The organism is Dysosmobacter sp. Phy, from assembly GCF_054476235.1.
The window spans coordinates 787733-806464 of the sequence record NZ_CM136997.1 but is presented as its reverse complement, the minus strand read 5'-3'; the positions used below and the strand labels follow the sequence as shown (position 1 = coordinate 806464).

General features: G+C 65.1%; 22 protein-coding genes. 17 read left to right on the top strand and 5 right to left on the bottom strand.

Going from position 1 to position 18732, the window contains the following annotated elements; all coding sequences use genetic code 11:
• Window positions 1–33: 33 nt before the first annotated feature.
• The 3 genes from ACVDHE_RS04000 to ACVDHE_RS03990 all read right to left on the bottom strand — a co-directional run bounded on the left by ACVDHE_RS04000 (window position 34) and on the right by ACVDHE_RS03990 (window position 2123).
• The gene (locus tag ACVDHE_RS04000; RefSeq protein ID WP_458885682.1) at window positions 34–1089 is read right to left on the bottom strand and encodes a DUF4179 domain-containing protein; all 1056 of its coding nucleotides are present in this window, start codon (window positions 1087–1089) and stop codon (window positions 34–36) included.
• Window positions 1073–1564, bottom strand: a complete 492-nt coding sequence (locus ACVDHE_RS03995; RefSeq protein ID WP_458885681.1) for an RNA polymerase sigma factor — start codon at window positions 1562–1564, stop codon at window positions 1073–1075. The genes ACVDHE_RS04000 and ACVDHE_RS03995 overlap by 17 nt, the downstream gene beginning before the upstream one ends.
• Window positions 1565–1700: 136 nt before the next feature.
• A complete protein-coding gene (locus tag ACVDHE_RS03990; RefSeq protein ID WP_458885680.1) occupies window positions 1701–2123 on the bottom strand; it encodes a cupin domain-containing protein in 423 nt (140 codons plus the stop codon).
• Window positions 2124–2235: 112 nt separating this feature from the next.
• On the opposite strand from ACVDHE_RS03990, the gene ACVDHE_RS03985 reads away from it, so the two are divergent.
• Both ACVDHE_RS03985 and ACVDHE_RS03980 read left to right on the top strand, forming a co-directional pair.
• On the top strand, window positions 2236–3708 hold the full coding sequence (locus ACVDHE_RS03985; RefSeq protein WP_458885679.1) for a MerR family transcriptional regulator: 1473 nt from the start codon (window positions 2236–2238) through the stop codon (window positions 3706–3708).
• 4 nt (window positions 3709–3712) lie between these two features.
• Entirely contained in the window at window positions 3713–5128 is a 1416-nt protein-coding gene (locus tag ACVDHE_RS03980) for a MerR family transcriptional regulator (protein WP_458885678.1), read from the top strand.
• A gap of 188 nt (window positions 5129–5316) precedes the next feature.
• Here ACVDHE_RS03980 and ACVDHE_RS03975 read toward each other — a convergent pair whose 3' ends face one another.
• Window positions 5317–5556 carry a helix-turn-helix domain-containing protein gene (locus ACVDHE_RS03975; RefSeq protein WP_458885677.1) on the bottom strand — a complete coding sequence of 80 codons (240 nt, stop codon included), beginning with the start codon at window positions 5554–5556 and terminating at the stop codon, window positions 5317–5319.
• A gap of 100 nt (window positions 5557–5656) precedes the next feature.
• Between ACVDHE_RS03975 and ACVDHE_RS03970 the strand changes: the two genes are divergently transcribed.
• The 12 genes from ACVDHE_RS03970 (at window position 5657) to ACVDHE_RS03915 (ending at window position 16222) form a co-directional block, all read left to right on the top strand.
• On the top strand, window positions 5657–5830 hold the full coding sequence (locus ACVDHE_RS03970; protein WP_458885676.1) for a hypothetical protein: 174 nt from the start codon (window positions 5657–5659) through the stop codon (window positions 5828–5830).
• Between the two features lie 180 nt (window positions 5831–6010).
• Complete coding sequence (gene hisG, locus ACVDHE_RS03965; RefSeq protein ID WP_458885675.1) at window positions 6011–7588, top strand: ATP phosphoribosyltransferase; 1578 nt, start codon at window positions 6011–6013, stop codon at window positions 7586–7588.
• The gene (gene hisD / locus ACVDHE_RS03960; RefSeq protein ID WP_458885674.1) at window positions 7585–8883 is read left to right on the top strand and encodes a histidinol dehydrogenase; all 1299 of its coding nucleotides are present in this window, start codon (window positions 7585–7587) and stop codon (window positions 8881–8883) included. Before hisG ends, hisD begins: the two co-directional genes overlap by 4 nt.
• Window positions 8883–9944 (top strand): histidinol-phosphate transaminase, encoded by a 1062-nt coding sequence (hisC, locus tag ACVDHE_RS03955; RefSeq protein WP_458885673.1) that lies wholly within the window; start codon window positions 8883–8885, stop codon window positions 9942–9944. The genes hisD and hisC overlap by 1 nt, the downstream gene beginning before the upstream one ends.
• 16 nt (window positions 9945–9960) lie before the next feature.
• Window positions 9961–10548 (top strand): imidazoleglycerol-phosphate dehydratase HisB, encoded by a 588-nt coding sequence (gene hisB / locus ACVDHE_RS03950; RefSeq protein WP_458885672.1) that lies wholly within the window; start codon window positions 9961–9963, stop codon window positions 10546–10548.
• Window positions 10549–10560: 12 nt separating this feature from the next.
• Complete coding sequence (gene hisH / locus ACVDHE_RS03945) at window positions 10561–11175, top strand: imidazole glycerol phosphate synthase subunit HisH (RefSeq protein WP_458885671.1); 615 nt, start codon at window positions 10561–10563, stop codon at window positions 11173–11175.
• 11 nt (window positions 11176–11186) lie between these two features.
• Window positions 11187–11666: a pyridoxamine 5'-phosphate oxidase family protein gene (locus tag ACVDHE_RS03940; RefSeq protein ID WP_458885670.1), complete on the top strand. Its 480-nt coding sequence runs from the start codon at window positions 11187–11189 to the stop codon at window positions 11664–11666.
• Window positions 11667–11693: 27 nt separating this feature from the next.
• Complete coding sequence (gene hisA / locus ACVDHE_RS03935; RefSeq protein ID WP_458885669.1) at window positions 11694–12407, top strand: 1-(5-phosphoribosyl)-5-[(5-phosphoribosylamino)methylideneamino]imidazole-4-carboxamide isomerase; 714 nt, start codon at window positions 11694–11696, stop codon at window positions 12405–12407.
• Window positions 12407–13162, top strand: a complete 756-nt coding sequence (hisF, locus tag ACVDHE_RS03930) for an imidazole glycerol phosphate synthase subunit HisF (RefSeq protein WP_458885668.1) — start codon at window positions 12407–12409, stop codon at window positions 13160–13162. Before hisA ends, hisF begins: the two co-directional genes overlap by 1 nt.
• Window positions 13163–13980: 818 nt before the next feature.
• The gene (gene hisIE / locus ACVDHE_RS03925; RefSeq protein WP_213039736.1) at window positions 13981–14616 is read left to right on the top strand and encodes a bifunctional phosphoribosyl-AMP cyclohydrolase/phosphoribosyl-ATP diphosphatase HisIE; all 636 of its coding nucleotides are present in this window, start codon (window positions 13981–13983) and stop codon (window positions 14614–14616) included.
• Complete coding sequence (locus ACVDHE_RS03920; RefSeq protein WP_458885667.1) at window positions 14613–15434, top strand: PHP domain-containing protein; 822 nt, start codon at window positions 14613–14615, stop codon at window positions 15432–15434. Before hisIE ends, ACVDHE_RS03920 begins: the two co-directional genes overlap by 4 nt.
• A 125-nt stretch (window positions 15435–15559) precedes the next feature.
• On the top strand, window positions 15560–16222 hold the full coding sequence (locus tag ACVDHE_RS03915) for an HAD family hydrolase (protein ID WP_458885666.1): 663 nt from the start codon (window positions 15560–15562) through the stop codon (window positions 16220–16222).
• 291 nt (window positions 16223–16513) lie between these two features.
• Here ACVDHE_RS03915 and ACVDHE_RS03910 read toward each other — a convergent pair whose 3' ends face one another.
• A complete protein-coding gene (locus tag ACVDHE_RS03910; RefSeq protein ID WP_418726176.1) occupies window positions 16514–16912 on the bottom strand; it encodes a hypothetical protein in 399 nt (132 codons plus the stop codon).
• A gap of 199 nt (window positions 16913–17111) precedes the next feature.
• Here ACVDHE_RS03910 and ACVDHE_RS03905 point away from each other — a divergent pair, with 199 nt between their 5' ends.
• The 3 genes from ACVDHE_RS03905 (at window position 17112) to ACVDHE_RS03895 (ending at window position 18641) form a co-directional block, all read left to right on the top strand.
• Window positions 17112–17504 carry a Fur family transcriptional regulator gene (locus ACVDHE_RS03905; RefSeq protein ID WP_213039730.1) on the top strand — a complete coding sequence of 131 codons (393 nt, stop codon included), beginning with the start codon at window positions 17112–17114 and terminating at the stop codon, window positions 17502–17504.
• 53 nt (window positions 17505–17557) lie between these two features.
• Window positions 17558–18091, top strand: a complete 534-nt coding sequence (rbr, locus tag ACVDHE_RS03900; protein ID WP_325227416.1) for a rubrerythrin — start codon at window positions 17558–17560, stop codon at window positions 18089–18091.
• A 286-nt stretch (window positions 18092–18377) separates the two neighbouring features.
• Window positions 18378–18641 (top strand): HPr family phosphocarrier protein, encoded by a 264-nt coding sequence (locus tag ACVDHE_RS03895; RefSeq protein ID WP_213039729.1) that lies wholly within the window; start codon window positions 18378–18380, stop codon window positions 18639–18641.
• Window positions 18642–18732: the final 91 nt, after the last annotated feature.

The window sequence follows — 18732 nt, the reverse complement described above, 5'->3', positions numbered from 1 at the left end:
GGGAGGCTCCGCTCTCTCGTTTTTCGTACTTTTTTACGCCAGGGGGAACTCCACGCCGCCGACGCGGATGCTCTCGATCTCCTCCATGGGCAGGATCTCGCTGAAGAAATTGCTCTTGGAGCAGACGGTGGTGCCGTGGTCGGGGCTGATGCTGCCGCCGGCGCCGCTGAGATCCAGGACCGTGCCGTCGGTCTTGTTCAGCAGGATCTCCACGTTTTCAAAGTACCGCTGCATCTCCCGGCTGTCGGCCTCGCTCTGCTGACCGCTGCCGCTGTCGCTCCACCGGACCTCGCTGTCCACGGTGTAGTCCACCTTGAAGGCCACAGGGGAGACGGTGACGGCGTCGATAGTGAACGTCATGCCGTCTTGAGCGAAGGTCTCGCCGCCGCCCAGGGTGACGGAGGCGTCCTCGTAGCGCACGTCGAAGCGGAGCTTCCAGGTCCCCTCCGCGAAGGGAACAGATTCGCCGCTCTCCTCGTCCCAGAGCCAGAGGTCTTCAAACTTTGCCGTGGCGGTGCAGTCGTTGATGGGCACGTCAGAACTGACGGTCTGGATCAGCTGGACGGTGTCGTCGGTGGGGTCCTCGTCCACAAACCAGCTGCCGCCGTGGGTGCCGCCCAGGATGTCCAGATCCACACCGCCGCCCCGGACCAGCAGCATGGCGTCCTCCGCTCCGGCAGGCAGCAGGGCGGTGCCGTCGTCCCGGGTGATGGTAAAGACGATGGCGGCGTTGTACCGGTCGCCCAGGACCGCGTCGGCGGTGATGGTGACGCCATTGTCCGTGTCGCTGGCGCCCACGGGATAGCCGATCTTGTCGATGATCTCCGTCTGGGCGGCGCTGCCGCCGAAGATGGGGGCGAAGGCCTCCGCGGCGGATTTGAGCACGCCGGTGGCACCGGCGGTGACGGCCAGGGCCGCCGTCAGGCAGGCGGCGATCAGCGCCGTGCGCAGCAGGGGGCGGCGGGTGTGCCGCTCCGTCCGGCGGGCGGACTGGGCGGCCTGGGCCGCCTGCGCTGCCAGGAGGGATTTCTGCTCGTCGGTGTAGTGCAGGGCATTCATGGCGTCCTTGTATTCAAACGGATTGCTCATATTCTGTTCCTCCCAGTAAAGTTTTCAGCTTGGCCCGGCCCCGGGCCAGGCGGGTGTGGACCGTGGCGGTGGGAATGCCCAGGATGGCGCCGATCTCTGCGGCCTGATATCCCTCGTAGTAAAAGAGGTAGATGACCGCCCGGTAGTGGGGCGGCAGGGTGTTGACCGCCGAGAGGACGGTGCCCTCCTCCGCCTCCGGCGCCGGGACCTCCAGCACCGCCTCCAGGCCGCAGGTGCGCCTGCGCCAGGGGCTTTTCAGGATGTCCTTGCAGGCGTTGGCCGCCATCCGCAGGACGTAGGCCCGCTCGTGCTGGGGGCTCTCGAATTCCCGGGGCTCCGTCAGCAGCTTGACGAACACCGTTTGGCACACGTCCTGGGCATCGTGGGTGTTTTTCAGGTAGGCGTAGCTGAGGCGGAGGATGGGGTCCGCGTAGGTCTCCGCCAGGCGCTGGGCCTGTTGTTGGGTTTGGTTCATGGTTTCAACTCCTTTGGAGCGCTCTCACCTTGGATACGATCCGGCGGAGAGAAAACTTTCACTGGGAGGGGGATTTTTTCGGAGGAACAATTTGGACAGCAAAAAGGAGCGGCGCCGCCGCTCCTTTTTCATGGGCTCACTCCATGGCGATCAGGGCGATCAGCTCCACCGGCTCATCGGTCCGGTTCTCCAGCCCGTGGGATTCGCCGTAGCCGGTGGCGCAGATGTCGCCGGCGCGGACCACGGATTCCACGCCGTTGTCGCTGAACACCGCTTCGCCCTTAATGATATAGTAGAACTCCGTCTCGTGGTCATGGGGGTGATAGCCGATGGAGCAGCCCGGGTCCACGGTGACGTGGGCGAACAGGCGGCCGTGGCCGTACAGGCCCTCCTTGTCGGTCAGGTCCTTCATGTGGATCAGGCCCTTGCCCTTCTGGACGCAGGCGTCCCGGCGGGGACAGTTTTCGCTGCGGGTGATCATGGCGCTCTCTCCTTTTTTCTCCGCCCCGCCGCCGGCCTTGCGCCGCCGGGGGCGGGGGTGGTAAACTGATGGTGTCATTGTATCAAAGGGGCGGGGGAATGTCCAGCCGGGAAAAATCCGCTTTTTTTCAGAAAAGGCTTGACTATCAAGCCACTTCACCCTTTACCATAGGCCCAAAGGAGATGACGGGATGACCAGTAAGGAAATCGAACTGCGCTCCGGCGTGCCCCGGGCCAACATCCGCTACTACGAGGCGGAGGGCCTGCTGAGCCCCCAGCGGGCGAAAAACGGCTACCGGGAATACAGCGAGAAAGATCTGGAGACGTTGGAGAAGATCAAGCTGCTGCGGCGGCTGGGGGTCAGCGTGGAGGAGCTGCGGCAGCTGCGCCAGGGGACGGAGGACCTCTCGGATGTTCTGGACCGGCGTCTGGCGGAGCTGGGCGGCGAGCAGGCGTCGCTGGAGCGGGTGCGGCAGGTGTGCGGCGCGGTCCGCTCAGCGGGGGTCGGCTTCGACGCCCTGGACGCCGGGAAGTACCTCCGGGACCTGGACGCCCCGGCCCTGCCGGAGGAGAGCGGGGGGACCTGGTGGCGCCAGCCGGAGGCGCCGCCCCTGCCGGCGGCGGACACGCTGCCCACGGTATGCAGTATCCCCCGGCGGCTGATTGCCCGGATGCTGGATCAGTTTTTCCTGGCCATGGTCCTGCTGGCGGCGCTGTGTCTCCTGGGACAAAATCCGGCCCAGCTGAACGATCTGGCTGTGAACCTGGGGCTCGCGGTGCTGCTGGCGCTGGTGGAGCCGCTGCTGCTGCGCCTGTTTGGCACTACCCCGGGCAAGGCCCTCATGGGCCTGCATCTGGCCCGGAGCGACGGCGGGCGGCTGTCCTGGTCCGACGGCTTCACCCGCTACCTCATGATGCTCTGGTGCGGTCTGGGCTTCGGCCTCCCCATCTGGTCGCTGATCCAGATGTACCGGACGGTGCGGCGCTGCCTGGATGAGGAGCCCCAGCCCTGGGACGCGGACATCGCCTATACGGCCCGGCCCTTCCGGCTGCGGAACCTGGCGGCCACCGCCGCGGCGCTGGCCCTGGTCATTGGCGTGGGCGAGGCGGTCAACAGCGCCGCCCTGATGCCGCCCAACCGGGGGGACCTGACGGTGGCGGAATTTGCGGAGAACTTCAACCGCCAGGCGGCGTACCTGGGGATGGATTTCGGAGGGGAGCTGGACAGCCAGGGCGTCTTTCAGGAGCGGCCGGAGGAGCCCAATGTGATCCGCGTTTCCGTCAGTCAGGAGATCCCCGGCGCGGACCAGTTCCGCTACACCGTGGAGGACGGGCGGCTCACCGCCGTGACGCTGTCCGGTGAAGTGCGGAACAGCTTTGACTGGTACAGCCTGCCGGAGTACCGCATGGCGGCGGTCCTGGCCGCCTTTGCCTGGGCCCGGGAGGACGCGCCCTTCTGGACCTCTGAAAAGAAGCGGCAGCTGGCGGTGTTTGATGAGCTGGACTGGGACCGGGGCTTCACCCTGCGCCAGGGCGATGTGACCATGACGCTGGAGACGGAGATGGACGGTTTTTCCGCAACGACAATGGGGATCGCTTTCCCCGACACCAAGGGCGGGGAGAACCATTTCGCCTTCACCTTCACCATGGCATTGGAGGAATGACGGGATGACCAGCAAGGAGATGGAGGTGCGCTCCGGTGTGCCCCGGGCCAACATCCGCTACTACGAGGCGGAGGGGCTGCTGAGTCCCCGGCGGGCGAAAAACGGCTACCGGGAATACAGCGAGAAAGACCTGGAGACGTTGGAGAAGATCAAGCTGCTGCGGCGGCTGGGGGTCAGCGTGGAGGAGCTGCGGAACCTGCGCCGGGGGACGGAGGCTCTCCCCGCCGTGCTGGACCGGCGTCTGGCGGAGCTGGAGGGTGAGCAGGCGTCGCTGGAGCGGGTGCGGCAGGTGTGCGGCGCGGTCCGCTCAGCGGGGGTCGGCTTCGACGCTCTGGACGCCGGGAAGTACCTCCGGGACCTGGATGCCCCGGCTCTGCCGGAGGAGAGCGGGGGGGCCTGGTGGCGCCAGCCGGAGGCGCCGCCCCTGCCGGCGGCGGACACGCTGCCCACGGTCGGAAATCCGGTCCGGCGGTTGGTGGCCCGGTCCATCGATGAGACGCTGTATCTGCTGGTGTTTCTGATCCCCCTGGCGCTGTCCTCCTACGGGCTGGACGCGGGCAGCGAATGGTTCGCGTTTTTGCTGTCCAAGCTGCTGGAACTGCTGGTGGAGCCGCTGCTGCTGCACCTGTTCGGCACCACCCCGGGCAAGGTCCTCATGGGCCTGCGGCTCAGCCGACCCGGCGGCGGGCGGCTGTCCGTGAAACAGGGGGCGGCCCGCCTGGCGGGGATCTATGGCTGTCAGATCCTGCTGGCCATTCCCGTGGTGGGCTGGTTCGTGCTGTACCGGTGCCTGAAGCGGTGCGTGGAGGACGAGCCTCAGCCCTGGGACCGGGAGACCGCCTACCGCAGCGTCAGCGAGGCGTATCCCTGGTGGCTGGTGCTGCTGGGACTGGGCCTTGCGGGGCTCGTCGCCTATATGGTGCGGTGGACCCAGGCGACTCTGCCGCCCAACCGGGGAGACCTGACGGTGGCGGAGTTCGCGGAGAACGTCAACCAGCAGAAGGCATATCTCGATGGCTATGTGGACGGCGCCATGGACACGGCGGGTCAGTGGGAGGGCTATCGGGACGCGCACCGCTTCTGGAAGCAGACGGAGTTTTCCTACCAGACGGAGGGAGACGTGGTGACGGCCGTGACGGTGCGGGCGGATGGGACGCTGGATATGAGCTATCCGCTGACGCTGCCCCAGTCGGCGCTGGCGGCGGCCATGGCCCTGGCCTGGGCGCAGGAGGACGCGCCCTTCTGGAAATCCAGCCGGGACCGGCGGCTGGAGGAGCTGGAGCGCATGGGCGTGGGAGACTGGACGATCCAGTGGGAGGGCCTGGAGATCACCTGTGACGCGGATATGCGCTGGGTGACCGGGTCCACCACCGAGGCCCTGTGGGGGACGGTGACCCTCACCCTGGCGCTGGAAAAATAAAAAGCCTTCCCCTTTGGGGGAAGGCGTCATTTGCGGAGCAAATGACGGATGAGGGCCCGCTGACCGGCGGATTTCCGGGATGCGGCCCCTCATCAGGCTCGCTGCGCTCGCCGGCTTCCCCCCGGAGGGGGAAGCCTTGGGGCGGGCGTCTGCGGCAGAAAAACCGGGAGGCCTTCACGGCCTCCCGGTCAGTCGTCCTGGGCGAACAGGGCGTTGTAATCCACGTGCAGGACCTCCGCCAGCTTGTCGATCTCATAAATGGAGGTGGCCCGATAGCCGATCTCAATCTGCCCCACCATGCTTTCCGTCAAGTCGCAGCCGACGGTTTGCAGCCGGGCGGCCAGCTCCTTCTGGGTCAGCCCCCGCAGCTCCCGGTAGGATTTCACTTTTTTGCCGATATTGCGGCTGAGAGGCGTACTCCGTTTCAAAATAACACTCCATATACATAATGAGATATCTTGATTTTATGTGCGGAGCGTGTTAATTTTATTATGTATATCTAATGAAAAGAAAAATGGAGGCGACAACATGGATCTCGACAAAACTTACATTCGTCCCCAGCCGTACAGCAGGCCTCTGCGGGACATCGCCCGCATCCTGGAGGAGCGGACCAGCGACGCCGAGGCGCTGGAGCAGCTGCGGATCTTTTTGATCCGAAGCGGCATCCCGGTGAAGGAACCGCGCCGGTCAGACGGGGAATGATTGCAAAGAAACGATACAGGGTGTAAAATACACCCTGTATCGTTTTATTTGCGCCTGGAAATTTGTGCAAATGGGAAAATTTCGTTTGCTACCGAATTACCACTTTACTTTGCTAACAAAATAAAGTAAAATGGACCCCATGAAAAAACGGGCCCCAGGCCCCTTTGGGAGGACGCATCCATGGAACTGGATCTCAACATTCTCAAGCCCCAGGAGCGGGTGTCTTTGCAATTGCGGCTGCTGTACGAGCGCGCGGGCTTTTCCAAGTACCACATGGGCCGCTTCGAGGAGTACGGGCTCTATCAGGAGAACCGGCGCTTCCTCTCCAGCGAGCAGGTCATCACCTTCACGGATCTGGACGGGCGGCTGCTGGCCCTCAAGCCGGACGTGACCCTCTCCATCGCCAAGAACGCCCAGGTGGAGAGCGGCGGCTGCGGACGCTACTATTATATGGAGAACGTCTACCGCCCCAGCCAGGAGAGCCACACCTTCCGTGAGATCAGCCAGATGGGCCTGGAGTGCATCGGCGCCGTGGACGACGGCGCCACCGCCCAGGCCGTGTCCCTGGCCCTGCGGAGCCTGGCCCTGACGGAGCGGGACTTCCTGCTGGAGATCAGCCACATGGGCTTTGTGACAGGCCTCTTTGACGCCGTGGGCGCCGGGGAGGCGGCGCGGCCGAAGCTGCTGACCTGTATCCGGGACAAGAACCGCCACGAGCTGCAAAAGGCCGCCGCCGCGGCGGGCCTCTCCCGCCAGGGCACGGACGCCCTGTGCCGCCTGGGCGAGCTGGCGGGACCCTGGGAGCAGGTGCTCGCCGCCGCGGAGCCCCTGGCCCTCAACGCCGCCATGGGCGATGCCCTGACGGAGCTGCGGACGCTGTGTGAGGCCCTGGAGGGCACCGACGGCACCGCCAACGTGAAGCTGGACCTGTCTCTCGTCAACGACATGGAGTACTACAACGGCCTGGTCCTCCAGGGATATCTGGCGGGCCTACCCCGGGCGGTGCTGCGGGGCGGCCGGTACGACCCTTTGGCGGAGCAGTTCCGGCCCGGCGCCCGGGCCATCGGCTTCGCGCTGTACTTAGACGAGCTGGACCGGCTGGCCGACGCCCCGGCGGAGACGGACGGGAAGGTCATGCTGAACGTGGCCCTGCCCAAGGGCCGCCTGGGCGACAAGGTCTACGACCTGCTGGCAGGCGTGGGCTACGGCTGCCCGGAGAACTACAACGACACCCGCAAGCTGGTGGTGGAGAACCGGGAGGCCGGGATCCGCTATTTCCTGGTCAAGCCCAGCGACGTGGCCATCTATGTGGAGCACGGCGCCGCCGACATCGGCATCGTGGGCAAGGACATCCTGGCCGAGTCCGGGGCGGACGTGTATGAGCTGCTGGACACGGGCCTTGGCAAGTGCCGCATGTGCGTGGCCGGGCCCAAGGACTTTGCCGAGGACCAGAGCCGGGCGCTGCGGGTGGCTACCAAGTTTGTGAATATTGCAAAAGCCTACTACGCCGCCCAGGGCCGGGACATCGACATCATCAAGCTGGGCGGGTCCATCGAGCTGGCCCCCATCCTGGGCCTCAGCGACGTGATCGTGGACATCGTGGAGACGGGCACCACCCTGAAGGAGAACGATTTGAAGGTGCTGACGGAGTTCATGCCCATCTCCGCCCGGTTCATCGCCAACCGGGCCAGCTACCAGTTCAAGCACCGGGAGATCGGCACGCTTCTGAAAAAACTCACGGAGGTGACGGACCAGTGATCCGGATCTTAGATTGGGAGACGATCCGGCCGGAGGAGATCCTCAACCGGGACATCCGGGCGGAGGCGGACGTGGGCGCCGCCGTGGACGCGGTGATCGCCGACGTGCGGAAAAACGGCGACGCGGCGCTGCTGCGGTACACGGAGCGGTTCGACGGCGTGTCCTTGACGGCCCTGGAGGTGACGGCGGCGGAGATGGACGCGGCCTGGGCCGCCCTGGACGAGGACTTCAAGACCACGCTGCAAATGGCGGCGGACAACATCCGCCGTTTCCACGAACGGCAGGTGCAAAGCGACTTTGTCCTCGCCGACCGGCCCGACATCGTCATGGGACAGCGGTACACCCCCATCCGGCGGGTGGGCGTGTGCGTGCCCCGGAGCCCGGAGGCCTTCCCCTCCACCATATTGATGAACGTGATCCCCGCCCGGATCGCGGGCGTGGAGGAGATCTTCGTGGTGACCCCGCCGGACCAGACCGGCGCCGTCAGCCCGGAGGCCCTGGCGGCGGCGAAGATCGCCGGGGCGGACCGGATCTTCAAGGTGGGCGGCGCCCAGGCGGTGGCGGCCCTGGCCTACGGCACCGAGACCATCCCGGCGGTGGACAAGGTGGTGGGCCCCGGCGGCATCTTCGTGGCCACCGCCAAGCGGAAGGTGTTCGGCCAGGTGGGCATCGACATGATCGCCGGGCCCAGCGAGATCCTGGTGCTCTCCGACGGGGACAGCGACCCCGCCTGGGTGGCGGCGGACCTGCTGAGCCAGGCGGAGCACGACGTGTGCGCCTCCGCCGTGCTGGTGACGGACAGCCGCCCCCTGGCCCAGGCGGTGCAGCGGGAGCTGGAGGAGCAGCTCGCGGCCCTGCCCCGGCGGGACATCGCCGCAAAAGCGCTCAACGACAACGGCAAGATCATCGTGACCGCGGACCTCTCCGCGGCGGTGGAGGCGGTGAACCGCATCGCCCCGGAGCACCTGGAGCTGTGCGTGGCGGACCCCTTCGCCCTGCTGCCTCAAATTCGCAATGCCGGCAGCGTGTTCCTGGGCCGCAGTGCCCCGGAGGCCCTGGGCGACTACTTCGCCGGGCCCAACCACACCCTGCCCACCTCCGGCACCGCCCGGTTCTCCAGCCCCCTGGGGGTGGACGACTTCCGCAAGCGGTCCAGCTTCCTCTACTACACCCGGGAGGCCCTGGCGGAGGCCGCCCCCCGGATCGCCGAGTTCGCCCGCCGGGAGGGGCTGGAGGCCCACGCCCGGTCGGTATTGAGCCGCCGCCAGACCAAGGAGAAGGGAGAAACCGACTGATGAGCCGCTTTTTGTCCGCCGAGGCGGAGTGCCTCGCGCCCTATACCCCCGGGGAACAGCCCCGGGACCAGAAGTACGTGAAGCTCAACACCAACGAGAGCCCCTTCCCGCCCGCCCCCGGCGTGCTGGAGGCCGTCTCCCGGGGCGAGGTGAAGCGGCTGAACCTCTACTCCGACCCCACCTGCCAGGCCCTGAACGACGCCATCGCCCAGCGGTACGGCCTGCGCCGGGAGAATGTCCTCACCGGCAACGGCTCCGACGAGATCCTGGCCTTTGCCTTCCGGGCCTTCTGCGGGGCGGGAAAGCCCGTGGCCCACGCCGATATCACCTACGGCTTCTACAAGGCCCAGACGGCCCTGTTCGGCCTGGACAGCCGCATCGTCCCCCTGCGCCAGGATTTCTCCCTGGCGGTGGAGGACTACCTGGACTTCCCCGGCACCGTCGTCATCGCCAACCCCAACGCCCCCACCGGCATGGCCGTGGCGGTGTCCGACATTCGGAGATTGCTGAAGGCGGACAAAAATCGGGTGGTGATCGTGGACGAGGCCTATGTGGACTTCGGCGCCGAGAGCTGCGTGCCCCTGGTCCGTGAATACGACAACCTGCTGGTGACCCAGACCATGTCCAAGAGTCGGTCTCTCGCCGGCGGGCGGGTGGGCTTCGCCCTGGGCTGCGAGGCGCTGATCGCGGACCTGAACCGGGTGAAGTACAGCTTCAACCCCTATAACGTCAACCGCCTGTCCATCCTGGCCGGCACCGCCGCCATGGAGGACGGGGACTACTTCGCCCGCTGCTGCGCCGCCATTGAGGAGAACCGGGACTGGACGGTCCGGGCCCTGGAAAAACGGGGCTTCACCATCCTGCCCTCCCTGGCAAACTTCCTCTTCGCCAAAAGCGACCGTATCGGCGGCGAAGAGCTCTACCGGAGACTGAAGGCGGCGGGGGTCCTGGTGCGGTGGTTCGACAGCGACCGCATCCGGGACTACGTTCGCATCACCATCGGCTCGCGCCAGCAGATGGAGACGCTGGTGGAGCGGATCGACCGCCTGCTGGCGGAATAAGGAAGGAGGACGCGCCATGCGCACTGCTGACATTCAGCGCAACACCCAGGAGACCCGCATCCGCCTGAGCCTGTGCCTGGACGGCACCGGAAAGAGCGACATCGCCACCGGCGTGGGGTTCCTGGACCACATGCTGACCCTCTTCGCCCGCCACGGGGACTTCGACCTGACGGTCCGCTGCGACGGGGACACGGAGGTGGACGGCCACCACAGCGTGGAGGACATCGGCATCTGCCTGGGCAAGGCCTTCTCCCAGGCCCTGGGGGACAAGCGGGGCATCTGCCGCTACGGCCAGTTCCTGCTGCCCATGGACGAGACGCTGGTGCTGTGCGCCTGCGACCTCTCCGGCCGGGACTATCTGGGCTGGGCCGTGGAATTGCCCGCCGCAAAGGTGGGGGACTTTGACACGGAGCTGGCCAAGGAGTTCTGGCTGGCCTTCGTCCGCAGCTGCCCCGGCTCCGTCCACATCCGGCAGATGGCCGGGGAGAACACCCACCACATCCTGGAGGCGGTGTTCAAGGGCATGGGCCGGACGCTGAAGTCCGCCGTGGCCCTGGACGAAAAGCACCTGGGGGAGATCCCCAGCACCAAGGGCACGCTGTAAGGAGGGCTGACCATGATCGCCATTGTGGATTACGGCGTGGGCAACCTCTACTCCCTGGTCTCCAGCCTGCATCACCTGGGCCTGGCGGCGGAGGTCACCGGAAAGGCGGAGGACCTGCACGCCGCGGACCGGATCGTCCTGCCCGGCGTGGGCGCCTTCGGCGACGCCCGGGCCAAGCTGGACGCCACGGGGCTGGTGCCGGTGCTGCTGGAGGAGGCGGAGAAGAAGCCGTTCCTGGGCATCTGCCTGGGGATGCAGCTGCTCTTTGACCGGAGCTTTGAGTACGGGGAGCACCCGGGCCTGGGGCTGGTGCCCGGCGAGGTGGCGGACCTGCGGGAGGACCTTTCCGACAAGACGCTCAAGGTCCCCCACATGGGCTGGAACAGCCTGGAATTTCAAAAGAAGGACGATCCCCTGCTGCGGGATGTCAGCGACGGGGAATACGTCTACTATGTCCACAGCTTCTACGCCCGCCGCTGCGCGGAGAGCACCTCGGCGGTGTCCCGGTACGGCAACGTGGCCGTCACCGGCGTGGTCCGCCAGGGCAACGTCTGGGGCACCCAGTTCCACCCGGAGAAGTCCGGGGACACGGGGCTGCGGATCCTGAAGGCCTTCGGCGAGCTGTGAGGGAGGGACCTATGAGACCCATGAGACGCAAGGACCGGGCCGTTACGGACCCGGCAAAGATCCGCGCCGTGCTGGCGGAGTGCCAGGTGTGCCGCCTGGGCCTGCGGGACGGGGATCGGGTGTATGTGGTGCCGCTGAACTTCGGCCTGGCGGAACGGGAGGGCAAGCAGTTCCTCTACTTCCACGGGGCGAAGGAGGGCCGCAAGGCGGACCTGATCCGGCAGGGCGGCTGTGCCTGCTTTGAGATGGACACCGGCTACCGCCTCCAGGGCGGGGAGCAGGCCTGCGACTACACCGCGGCCTTCCGCAGCATCATCGGGGAGGGGACCGTCGCCGAGGTGACGGACCCTGCCGAGAAGGAGACGGGGCTCAGCGCCGTCATGCGCCAGTGCACCGGGCAGGACCGGTGGACCTACGGCCCGGCCATGCTGGATGCCGTGGGGATCTTCCGGCTGGAGGTGGAGAGCCTCACCTGCAAGGAGCACCTGTGACGCCATTTGAGATGGGAGAGAACGCCTATGGATATTTTTCCCGCCATTGACCTGCGGGGCGGACAGGTGGTCCGCCTCTACCAGGGGGATTACGACAAAGAGACCGTCTACGCCGCGGACCCCTGCGCCGTGGCCCGGGACTTCCTGGCCGCCGGGGCGAAATGCCTCCACGTGGTGGACCTGGACGGCGCCCGGGACGGCACCCTGGCCAATTTTGACCCCATCGCCGCCATCGCCCGCCAGGGCGGGCTGTATATCGAGGTGGGCGGCGGCATCCGGGATGAGGACCGCATCCGCCGCTATCTGGACCTGGGGGTGGGCCGCTGCATCCTGGGCACCATCGCCGTAAAGGACTTCGCCTTCACGGAGCGCATGGCCAACAAGTATGGCGAGCGTATCGCTGTGGGTGTGGACGCCCGGGACGGCTACGTGGCCGTCAGCGGGTGGAAGGAGCTGTCCGCGGAAAAGGGCGTGGACTTCTGCCGCCGCCTCCGCTCCGCCGGGGTGAAGGCCGTCATCTACACCGACATCAGCCGGGACGGGGCCGAACAGGGGACGAACCTGGACCTCTACCGGGAACTTTCCAAAATCGACGGCCTGGCCGTCACCGCCTCCGGCGGTGTCAGCAGCATCGAGGAGCTGCGGCAGCTGAAGGCCATCGGCTCCCACGCCGCCATTCTGGGCAAGGCCCTGTACACCGGGCGGCTGGACCTGAAAACCGTCATGAAGGAGGTGGGCTGATGCTGGCCAAGCGGATCATCCCCTGCCTGGACGTGAAGGACGGCCGGGTGGTGAAGGGCGTCAATTTTGAAGGTCTGCGGGACATGGCGGACCCGGTGGACATGGCCCGGTTCTACAACGACTCCGGCGCCGACGAGCTGGTGTTCTACGACATCACCGCCTCCGCCGAGGGCCGCAAGCTCTTCACCGACATCCTCCGCCGGGTGGCGGCGGAGATCTTCATTCCGCTGACCGTGGGCGGCGGCATCCGCTCCGTGGAGGACTTCGACCGGGTGCTCAAGTGCGGCGCCGACAAGGTGTCCGTCAACTCCGGCGCCATCGCGGACCCCTCCATCATCGCCGCCGCCGCCAAGAAGTACGGCGACCAGTGCGTGGTCCTCAGCATGGACGTCAAGCGGGTGGACGGACAGTTCCGCCTCTTCGCCAAGGGCGGCCGGGAGGATACCGGCATCGACGCCCTGGACTGGGCGGTCCGGGGCGTGAACGACGGCGCCGGGGAGATCGTGCTCAACTCCATCGACACCGACGGCGTCAAGCAGGGCTTCGACCTGGAGATGCTGGACGCCCTGGCGGAGCGGGTGCACGTGCCCATCATCGCCAGCGGCGGCGCCGGGAATATGGAGCACTTCGCCCAGCTTTTCACCCACCCCGGCATCGACGCGGGCCTTGCGGCCTCCATCTTCCACACCGGAGAGGTGGACATCAAGGACCTCAAGCGATACCTCCGCGCCCGGGGCGTGGAGATGCGGACCTGAGTCTGCCCTGCTGCCGGCGGGCCGGGCGGGAGCGCGGGCTTCCCACGGGGGATCCGCCCCCATTTTCTTTTCGGCAAGACGAAAAGACTGCGCCCGCAGGCGCGTGCCGGAGGCCAACCGCCGTAGGCGGCTCTTAGGCCGGAGGCAAACGGCCGCGGCCAGTCAAAAGAAAAGATGCCGGCGGAAAAATCGCCCCTCCGGGGCTTATTTGCCGAAGCGCGGGGCCGTGCGAATCGGCTTGCGCTGAATCGGCGGCCCCGTCGACCCTGCGCCGGGGGCGGTTCCTTGAAGAGCTGCGTTCCCGCATAAGAACTGTGGCGGAAGAACGTGGGTGGTGAATGAACCGGCCAGCGTCTCTTTCCGCTGCCGCTCACCTGGTGCTGGCGGAGCGCCCGGCGGCGGGCCGATATGGAATCAGCCCCTGCGGCAGACCGGAAGCCCCGGCATCGCCGTACTCCCGTACCCGCCGGGGCAGCGCCTGGCGCAGCGGAAGGCGCGGAACGAGAAGCAGGGGATAAATGCGATTTTGCACCCCGTCTGCCCGCCGCAGTCGTTATGCGGGGCCGGGGCCCTTCGATCGCCGGAGAACGGCGCAGGGACGGCAGGGCCATCGACGCCCGCCGCACCGCTTCGCACGACCCCCGTATTTGCCGGACCTTGCGCCGACGGCGCAAGGTTTGGCACTAAACGTTTTCTTTTCCACCGCTCCGGCGGCGACTTTTCTTTGACAAGACAAAGAAAAGTGGGGCCGGAATCCCCGGGAACCTCCCGGTATCCCCTCCCGGTGAGGAAACCTTTCAAAAAGGAGCGTATCCACCATGGAACTGAAATTTGACGAAAAGGGCCTGATCCCCGCCATCGTCCAGGACCACTACACCAAGGAGGTCCTGACCCTGGCCTACATGAACGCCGAGAGCCTGGCCATCACCATCGACGAGGGCCGCACCTGCTTCTGGAGCCGCAGCCGTCAGGAGCTCTGGCGCAAGGGCGAGACCAGCGGCAACGTGCAGCGGGTGGTGTCCATCACCGCCGACTGCGACGCCGACGCGTTGGTGGTGGAGGTGGTCAAGGCCGGTCCTGCCTGCCACACCGGCGCGGAGAGCTGCTTTTTCCAGCCGGTGTATCTGTCCGAGGAACTCAAGCAGTTCAGCTATGAGGGTCTCTACCACCTGATCGAGGGCCGCAAGACCGACCCCAAGGAGGGCAGCTACACCACCTACCTCTTCAACAAGGGCCTGGATAAGATCCTCAAGAAGGTGGGCGAGGAGTGCACCGAGGTCATCATCGGCGGACGCAAGGAGGACAGGGAGGAGACCATCTACGAGATCGCGGACCTGACCTACCATGTCATGGTGCTGATGGTGCAGATGGGCATTTCCGTGGAGGACATCACCCGGGAGCTGGAAAAGCGCCATGTGGTGGACCACAAGGTCAAGCAGGAGCGGATGCAATGAGGATCTGCACCGTCCACACCCACTCTACCCTCTGCGACGGGAAGAACACCCTGGCGGAGATGGCCCGGGCGGCCTTTGCCGCCGGAGCGGTGACCTTCGGTGCTTCCGGCCACAGCCACACCGATATCCCCTGGGACCAGGGCAACGTGCTGCCGGAGGACCCGTCCGCCTACCGGGCGGAGGTGCTGCGGCTGCGGGAGGAATACCGGGGGCGGATGGAGGTACTGCCGGGCATCGAGCAGGACAGCCAGTCCTCCCAGCCGGTGCCGGACTGGGCGGCGTACTGGATCGGCTCCGTCCACAACCTGTACGATCCCCGGACCGGGCAGTACCACTGCGTGGACTGGGACGCGGACCATGTTGCGGCCTGCCTGCGGGAGATGTTCGGCGGGGACGCCCTGGCCATGGTTAGGGGGTATTTTGCCGATGTGGCCGCCATGGCGCGGCGCAGGCCCACCATCCTGGGCCACATGGACCTGATCGTGAAGCTGAACCGGGACGGCCGCTTCTTCGACGAGGCGGACCCGGCCTACCGCGCCGCGGCGCTGGAGGCCCTCCACGCCGCGGACCCGGACGCCACGCTGCTGGAGATCAACACCGGCGCCATGGCCCGGGGCTACCGGGACACGCCCTATCCGGCGCTGTTCTTGCTGCGGGAGTGGCGGGCGATGGGCGGCCGGGTCATCCTCACCGCCGACGTCCACAGCGCCGCCGGGATCGTCCACGCCTACGATCAGGCGGCGGAGCTGGCCCGGGCCGCCGGGTTCCGGGAGCACACCCTTCTGACCAGCCGGGGCCCCATGCCCGATTTCCTGTGAGAATATCCCCTGCGAAATCCATAAAAAAGGCGCGGCATCCGCCGCGCCTTTCAGTTTGTCTGACACTTGTGAAGCGTCGGTAAAGTTGCTAAAATAGACGGGAATTTACGAAATGAGGTGCGCCTATGTACCAAACGGTGATTTTCGATCTGGATGGAACGCTGCTGGACACTCTGGAGGACCTGGCGGACGCCGGCAACTGGGTCTGCCGCCGCAACGGCTGGCCGGAGCACTCCCTGGAGGAGTTCCGGGCCATGGTGGGACACGGGATCCCCAATCTGGTGGAGCGGTTTTCCCCGGAGGGCTGCCGCAGCCCCCTGCTGATGGTGAACACCCTGGCGCAGTTTTCCCAGTACTACGGCGCCCATAATATGGACAAGACCCTGCCCTACGCGGGAATGGCGGAGCTGGCGGCGGAGCTGAAGGAGCGCGGCGTGCAGATGGCGGTCTACTCCAACAAGGCCGACGACTTCAGCCGTCAGATCGTGGAGCACTTTTTCCCCGGCGTATTTTCCCTGGTGCGGGGAAAGGTCCGGGGCGTGCCGGTGAAGCCGGACCCCACCGGCGTGCGGCAGGTGCTGGCGGAGCTGAACGCTGACCCGGCCGCGACCCTTTTTGTGGGGGACAGCTCCGTGGATATGGAGACGGCCCACAACGCGGGCCTTCCCGCCTGCGGCGTCACCTGGGGCTTCCGGTCCCGGGAGAGTCTGGAGGCCGCCGGCGCGGAGTTCCTGGCGGACACGCCGGAGCAGCTGGCCGCCGTGATCCTGGGCAAAGAGAAAACCTGAACAGCGGGATGCGGCCTGTACGCGCATCCGAAAAAACGGGAGCACCGGCTTATGCCGGGGCTCCCGTTTTGATGTAGACAGCAAAACCGGTCAGCTTACGCGACGGGAAGGAAGAGCGTTGCGAGAGGAACCCAGGAGGGTTCCTTTCGTTTTCAATCATGCGTTTTTAAAACCGCTTTGGGGTTTGAAAAATGTTTGCAGCCTGTTGAAAAAACTCTTTCGGCAGGCTGAATGGGGACCCCGGCTTATGCCGGAGTCCCCGTTTTTTCACGCCTCCAGGAACAGGCGCGGTTAAGCGGCGCCGGGTGTATGGGCGTTTTCGCCGTCCGTCAGGTCGCCGTCGGTGTCGTGGACGGAGCCGTTGCGCACCATCTGATCATAGCTGGCGCCGCTGTCCGTCAGATCGTCCACGCCTCGTTCCAGGTCATCTCCGAGGTCGTTCATGCCGTCCTCCAGATCACCCAGAACACCGTCATCGCCGGCATCCGTGGAATGGTCGTTCTCCATGCCGGTGCCGTCGTCCTGGTTGCGGTCAGAGCTGTCATCGCCCGTCAGAGCGCTGTCGTTCTGATCCGTCACCATGCCGTCGGTACCGTCTGTGGTCCCGGCGTCCTTGTCGTCTCCGCCGCAGCCGGCCAGGGTAACAGCCAGCAGACCGGAGACCAGCAAGAGCGCGAATTTTCTTTTCATTGTGCTCCTCCCTTGATGCGGGATGGTTGTGCGCGATACCCAGTGCCTATTGTCTCCGGCCGGCGTCGATTTATGGCTGGAAAGTTTCTCCGCAGCGGACAGAAAAATTATGGGTAATTTTTAAAAAAATGCTTGCAATTTGAAGAGAGATGTGTTATATCAATAATAGAAATCATTACTGATTAAGAAAGGGGTGCCCATGGCAGAACGACGCTTCTCCCATCAGCGGGAGCAGATCTACCAGGCAGTGTACGGCCGAAAGGACCACCCCACGGCGGAGATGGTCTACCAGCAGCTCAAACCCGAGATGCCCCGGCTGAGTCTGGGAACGGTATACCGCAACCTCCACCAGATGGCCCAGGAGGGCCGCCTGCGGGAGCTTCCGGGACCGGTGGTTCGATTTGACGGCGATACCACGCCGCACACCCATTTTCAGTGCGCCTGCTGCGGCCGGGTGACGGATATGGAGTCCGTCCCCTATGACAGCGCGCTGGATCAGGCCGCCGCCGAAAGCGGCTGGCAGGTAAATGGACATATTTTGGTATTCACCGGATGCTGCCCCGCCTGCGCGGCGCAGCGGGAACCGGCTTGAGTATACAAAGGAGATCAAGTATTCAACTTATTTTTTGAAAGGGGAAAGTTATTATGGAACTGAAAGGCAGCAAGACCGAGGCCAATCTGTGGATCGCATTCGCGGGGGAGTCCCAGGCCCGCAATAAGTATGATTATTTTGCCAGCCAGGCCAAGAAAGAGGGCTACGAGCAGATCGCGGCCATCTTCCAGGAGACCGCTCTGAACGAGAAAGAGCACGCCAAGCTCTGGTTCAAGGCCCTGAGCGGCATCGGCAGCACCGAGGCCAACCTGGCTGCTGCCGCTGCCGGCGAGAACGAGGAGTGGACCAAGATGTACGCCGAGATGGCCAAGACCGCCGAGGAGGAGGGTTTCCTGGCCCTGGCCGCTCAGTTTGAGGGCGTTGCCAAGATCGAAAAGACCCATGAGGAGCGCTATCTGAAGCTGCTGGACAACCTGAAGAAGGGCGAGGTCTTCAAGAAGGGCGAGAAGGTCATGTGGTTCTGCCGCAACTGCGGCCATGTGGAGATCGCCGAGAGCGCGCCTGCCGTGTGCCCGGTGTGCAAGCATCCCCAGGCCTACTTCCAGATCAAGGCCCAGAACTATTGATCCGTACGGCTGCCGTGCAGCAAGAGAGCGGGACATCCGAAGGATGTCCCGCTCATTTTCGTTTTGTCGGACACCGGATGGAAAAAGTGATAAAAACCGGGTATAAAATCGCCCTGGAATGGTGCAAACTACCAAAAGACTGGGTTTCCAACAGTTGGTTTTTTTCAAATGTTTGTGAAAAACGCCGTTGACGCAACTGGCAAAAGCGGTTATGATGATAACAGGAAAATGACCTGCTATGCAATCGCACGCGAAACGAATTGGTATAGAAAAGGAGAGCTGTATCATGTATACACAGGAGATCACTGTTAACAACGAGGTGGGACTGCACGCCAGACCCGCTACCTTCTTCATCCAGAAAGCCAATGAGTTCAAGAGCGGCATCTGGGTCGAGAAAGAGGACCGCCGTGTCAATGCCAAGAGCCTGCTGGGCGTTCTGTCCCTGGGCATCGTGAAGGGCACCACCATCACCCTCATCGCCGACGGCGCTGATGAGAAGGAAGCTGTCAGCGCCCTGGTGGATCTGGTCAACGACAACTTCGGCGAGTAATCCTGTCCCTTGCGGAGCGCCGGCTCTGCTGAAAACGGAAGGATCGGAATGCAGCGGCTTCGCCTTGCGCGGAGCCGCGCTTTTTGTTACA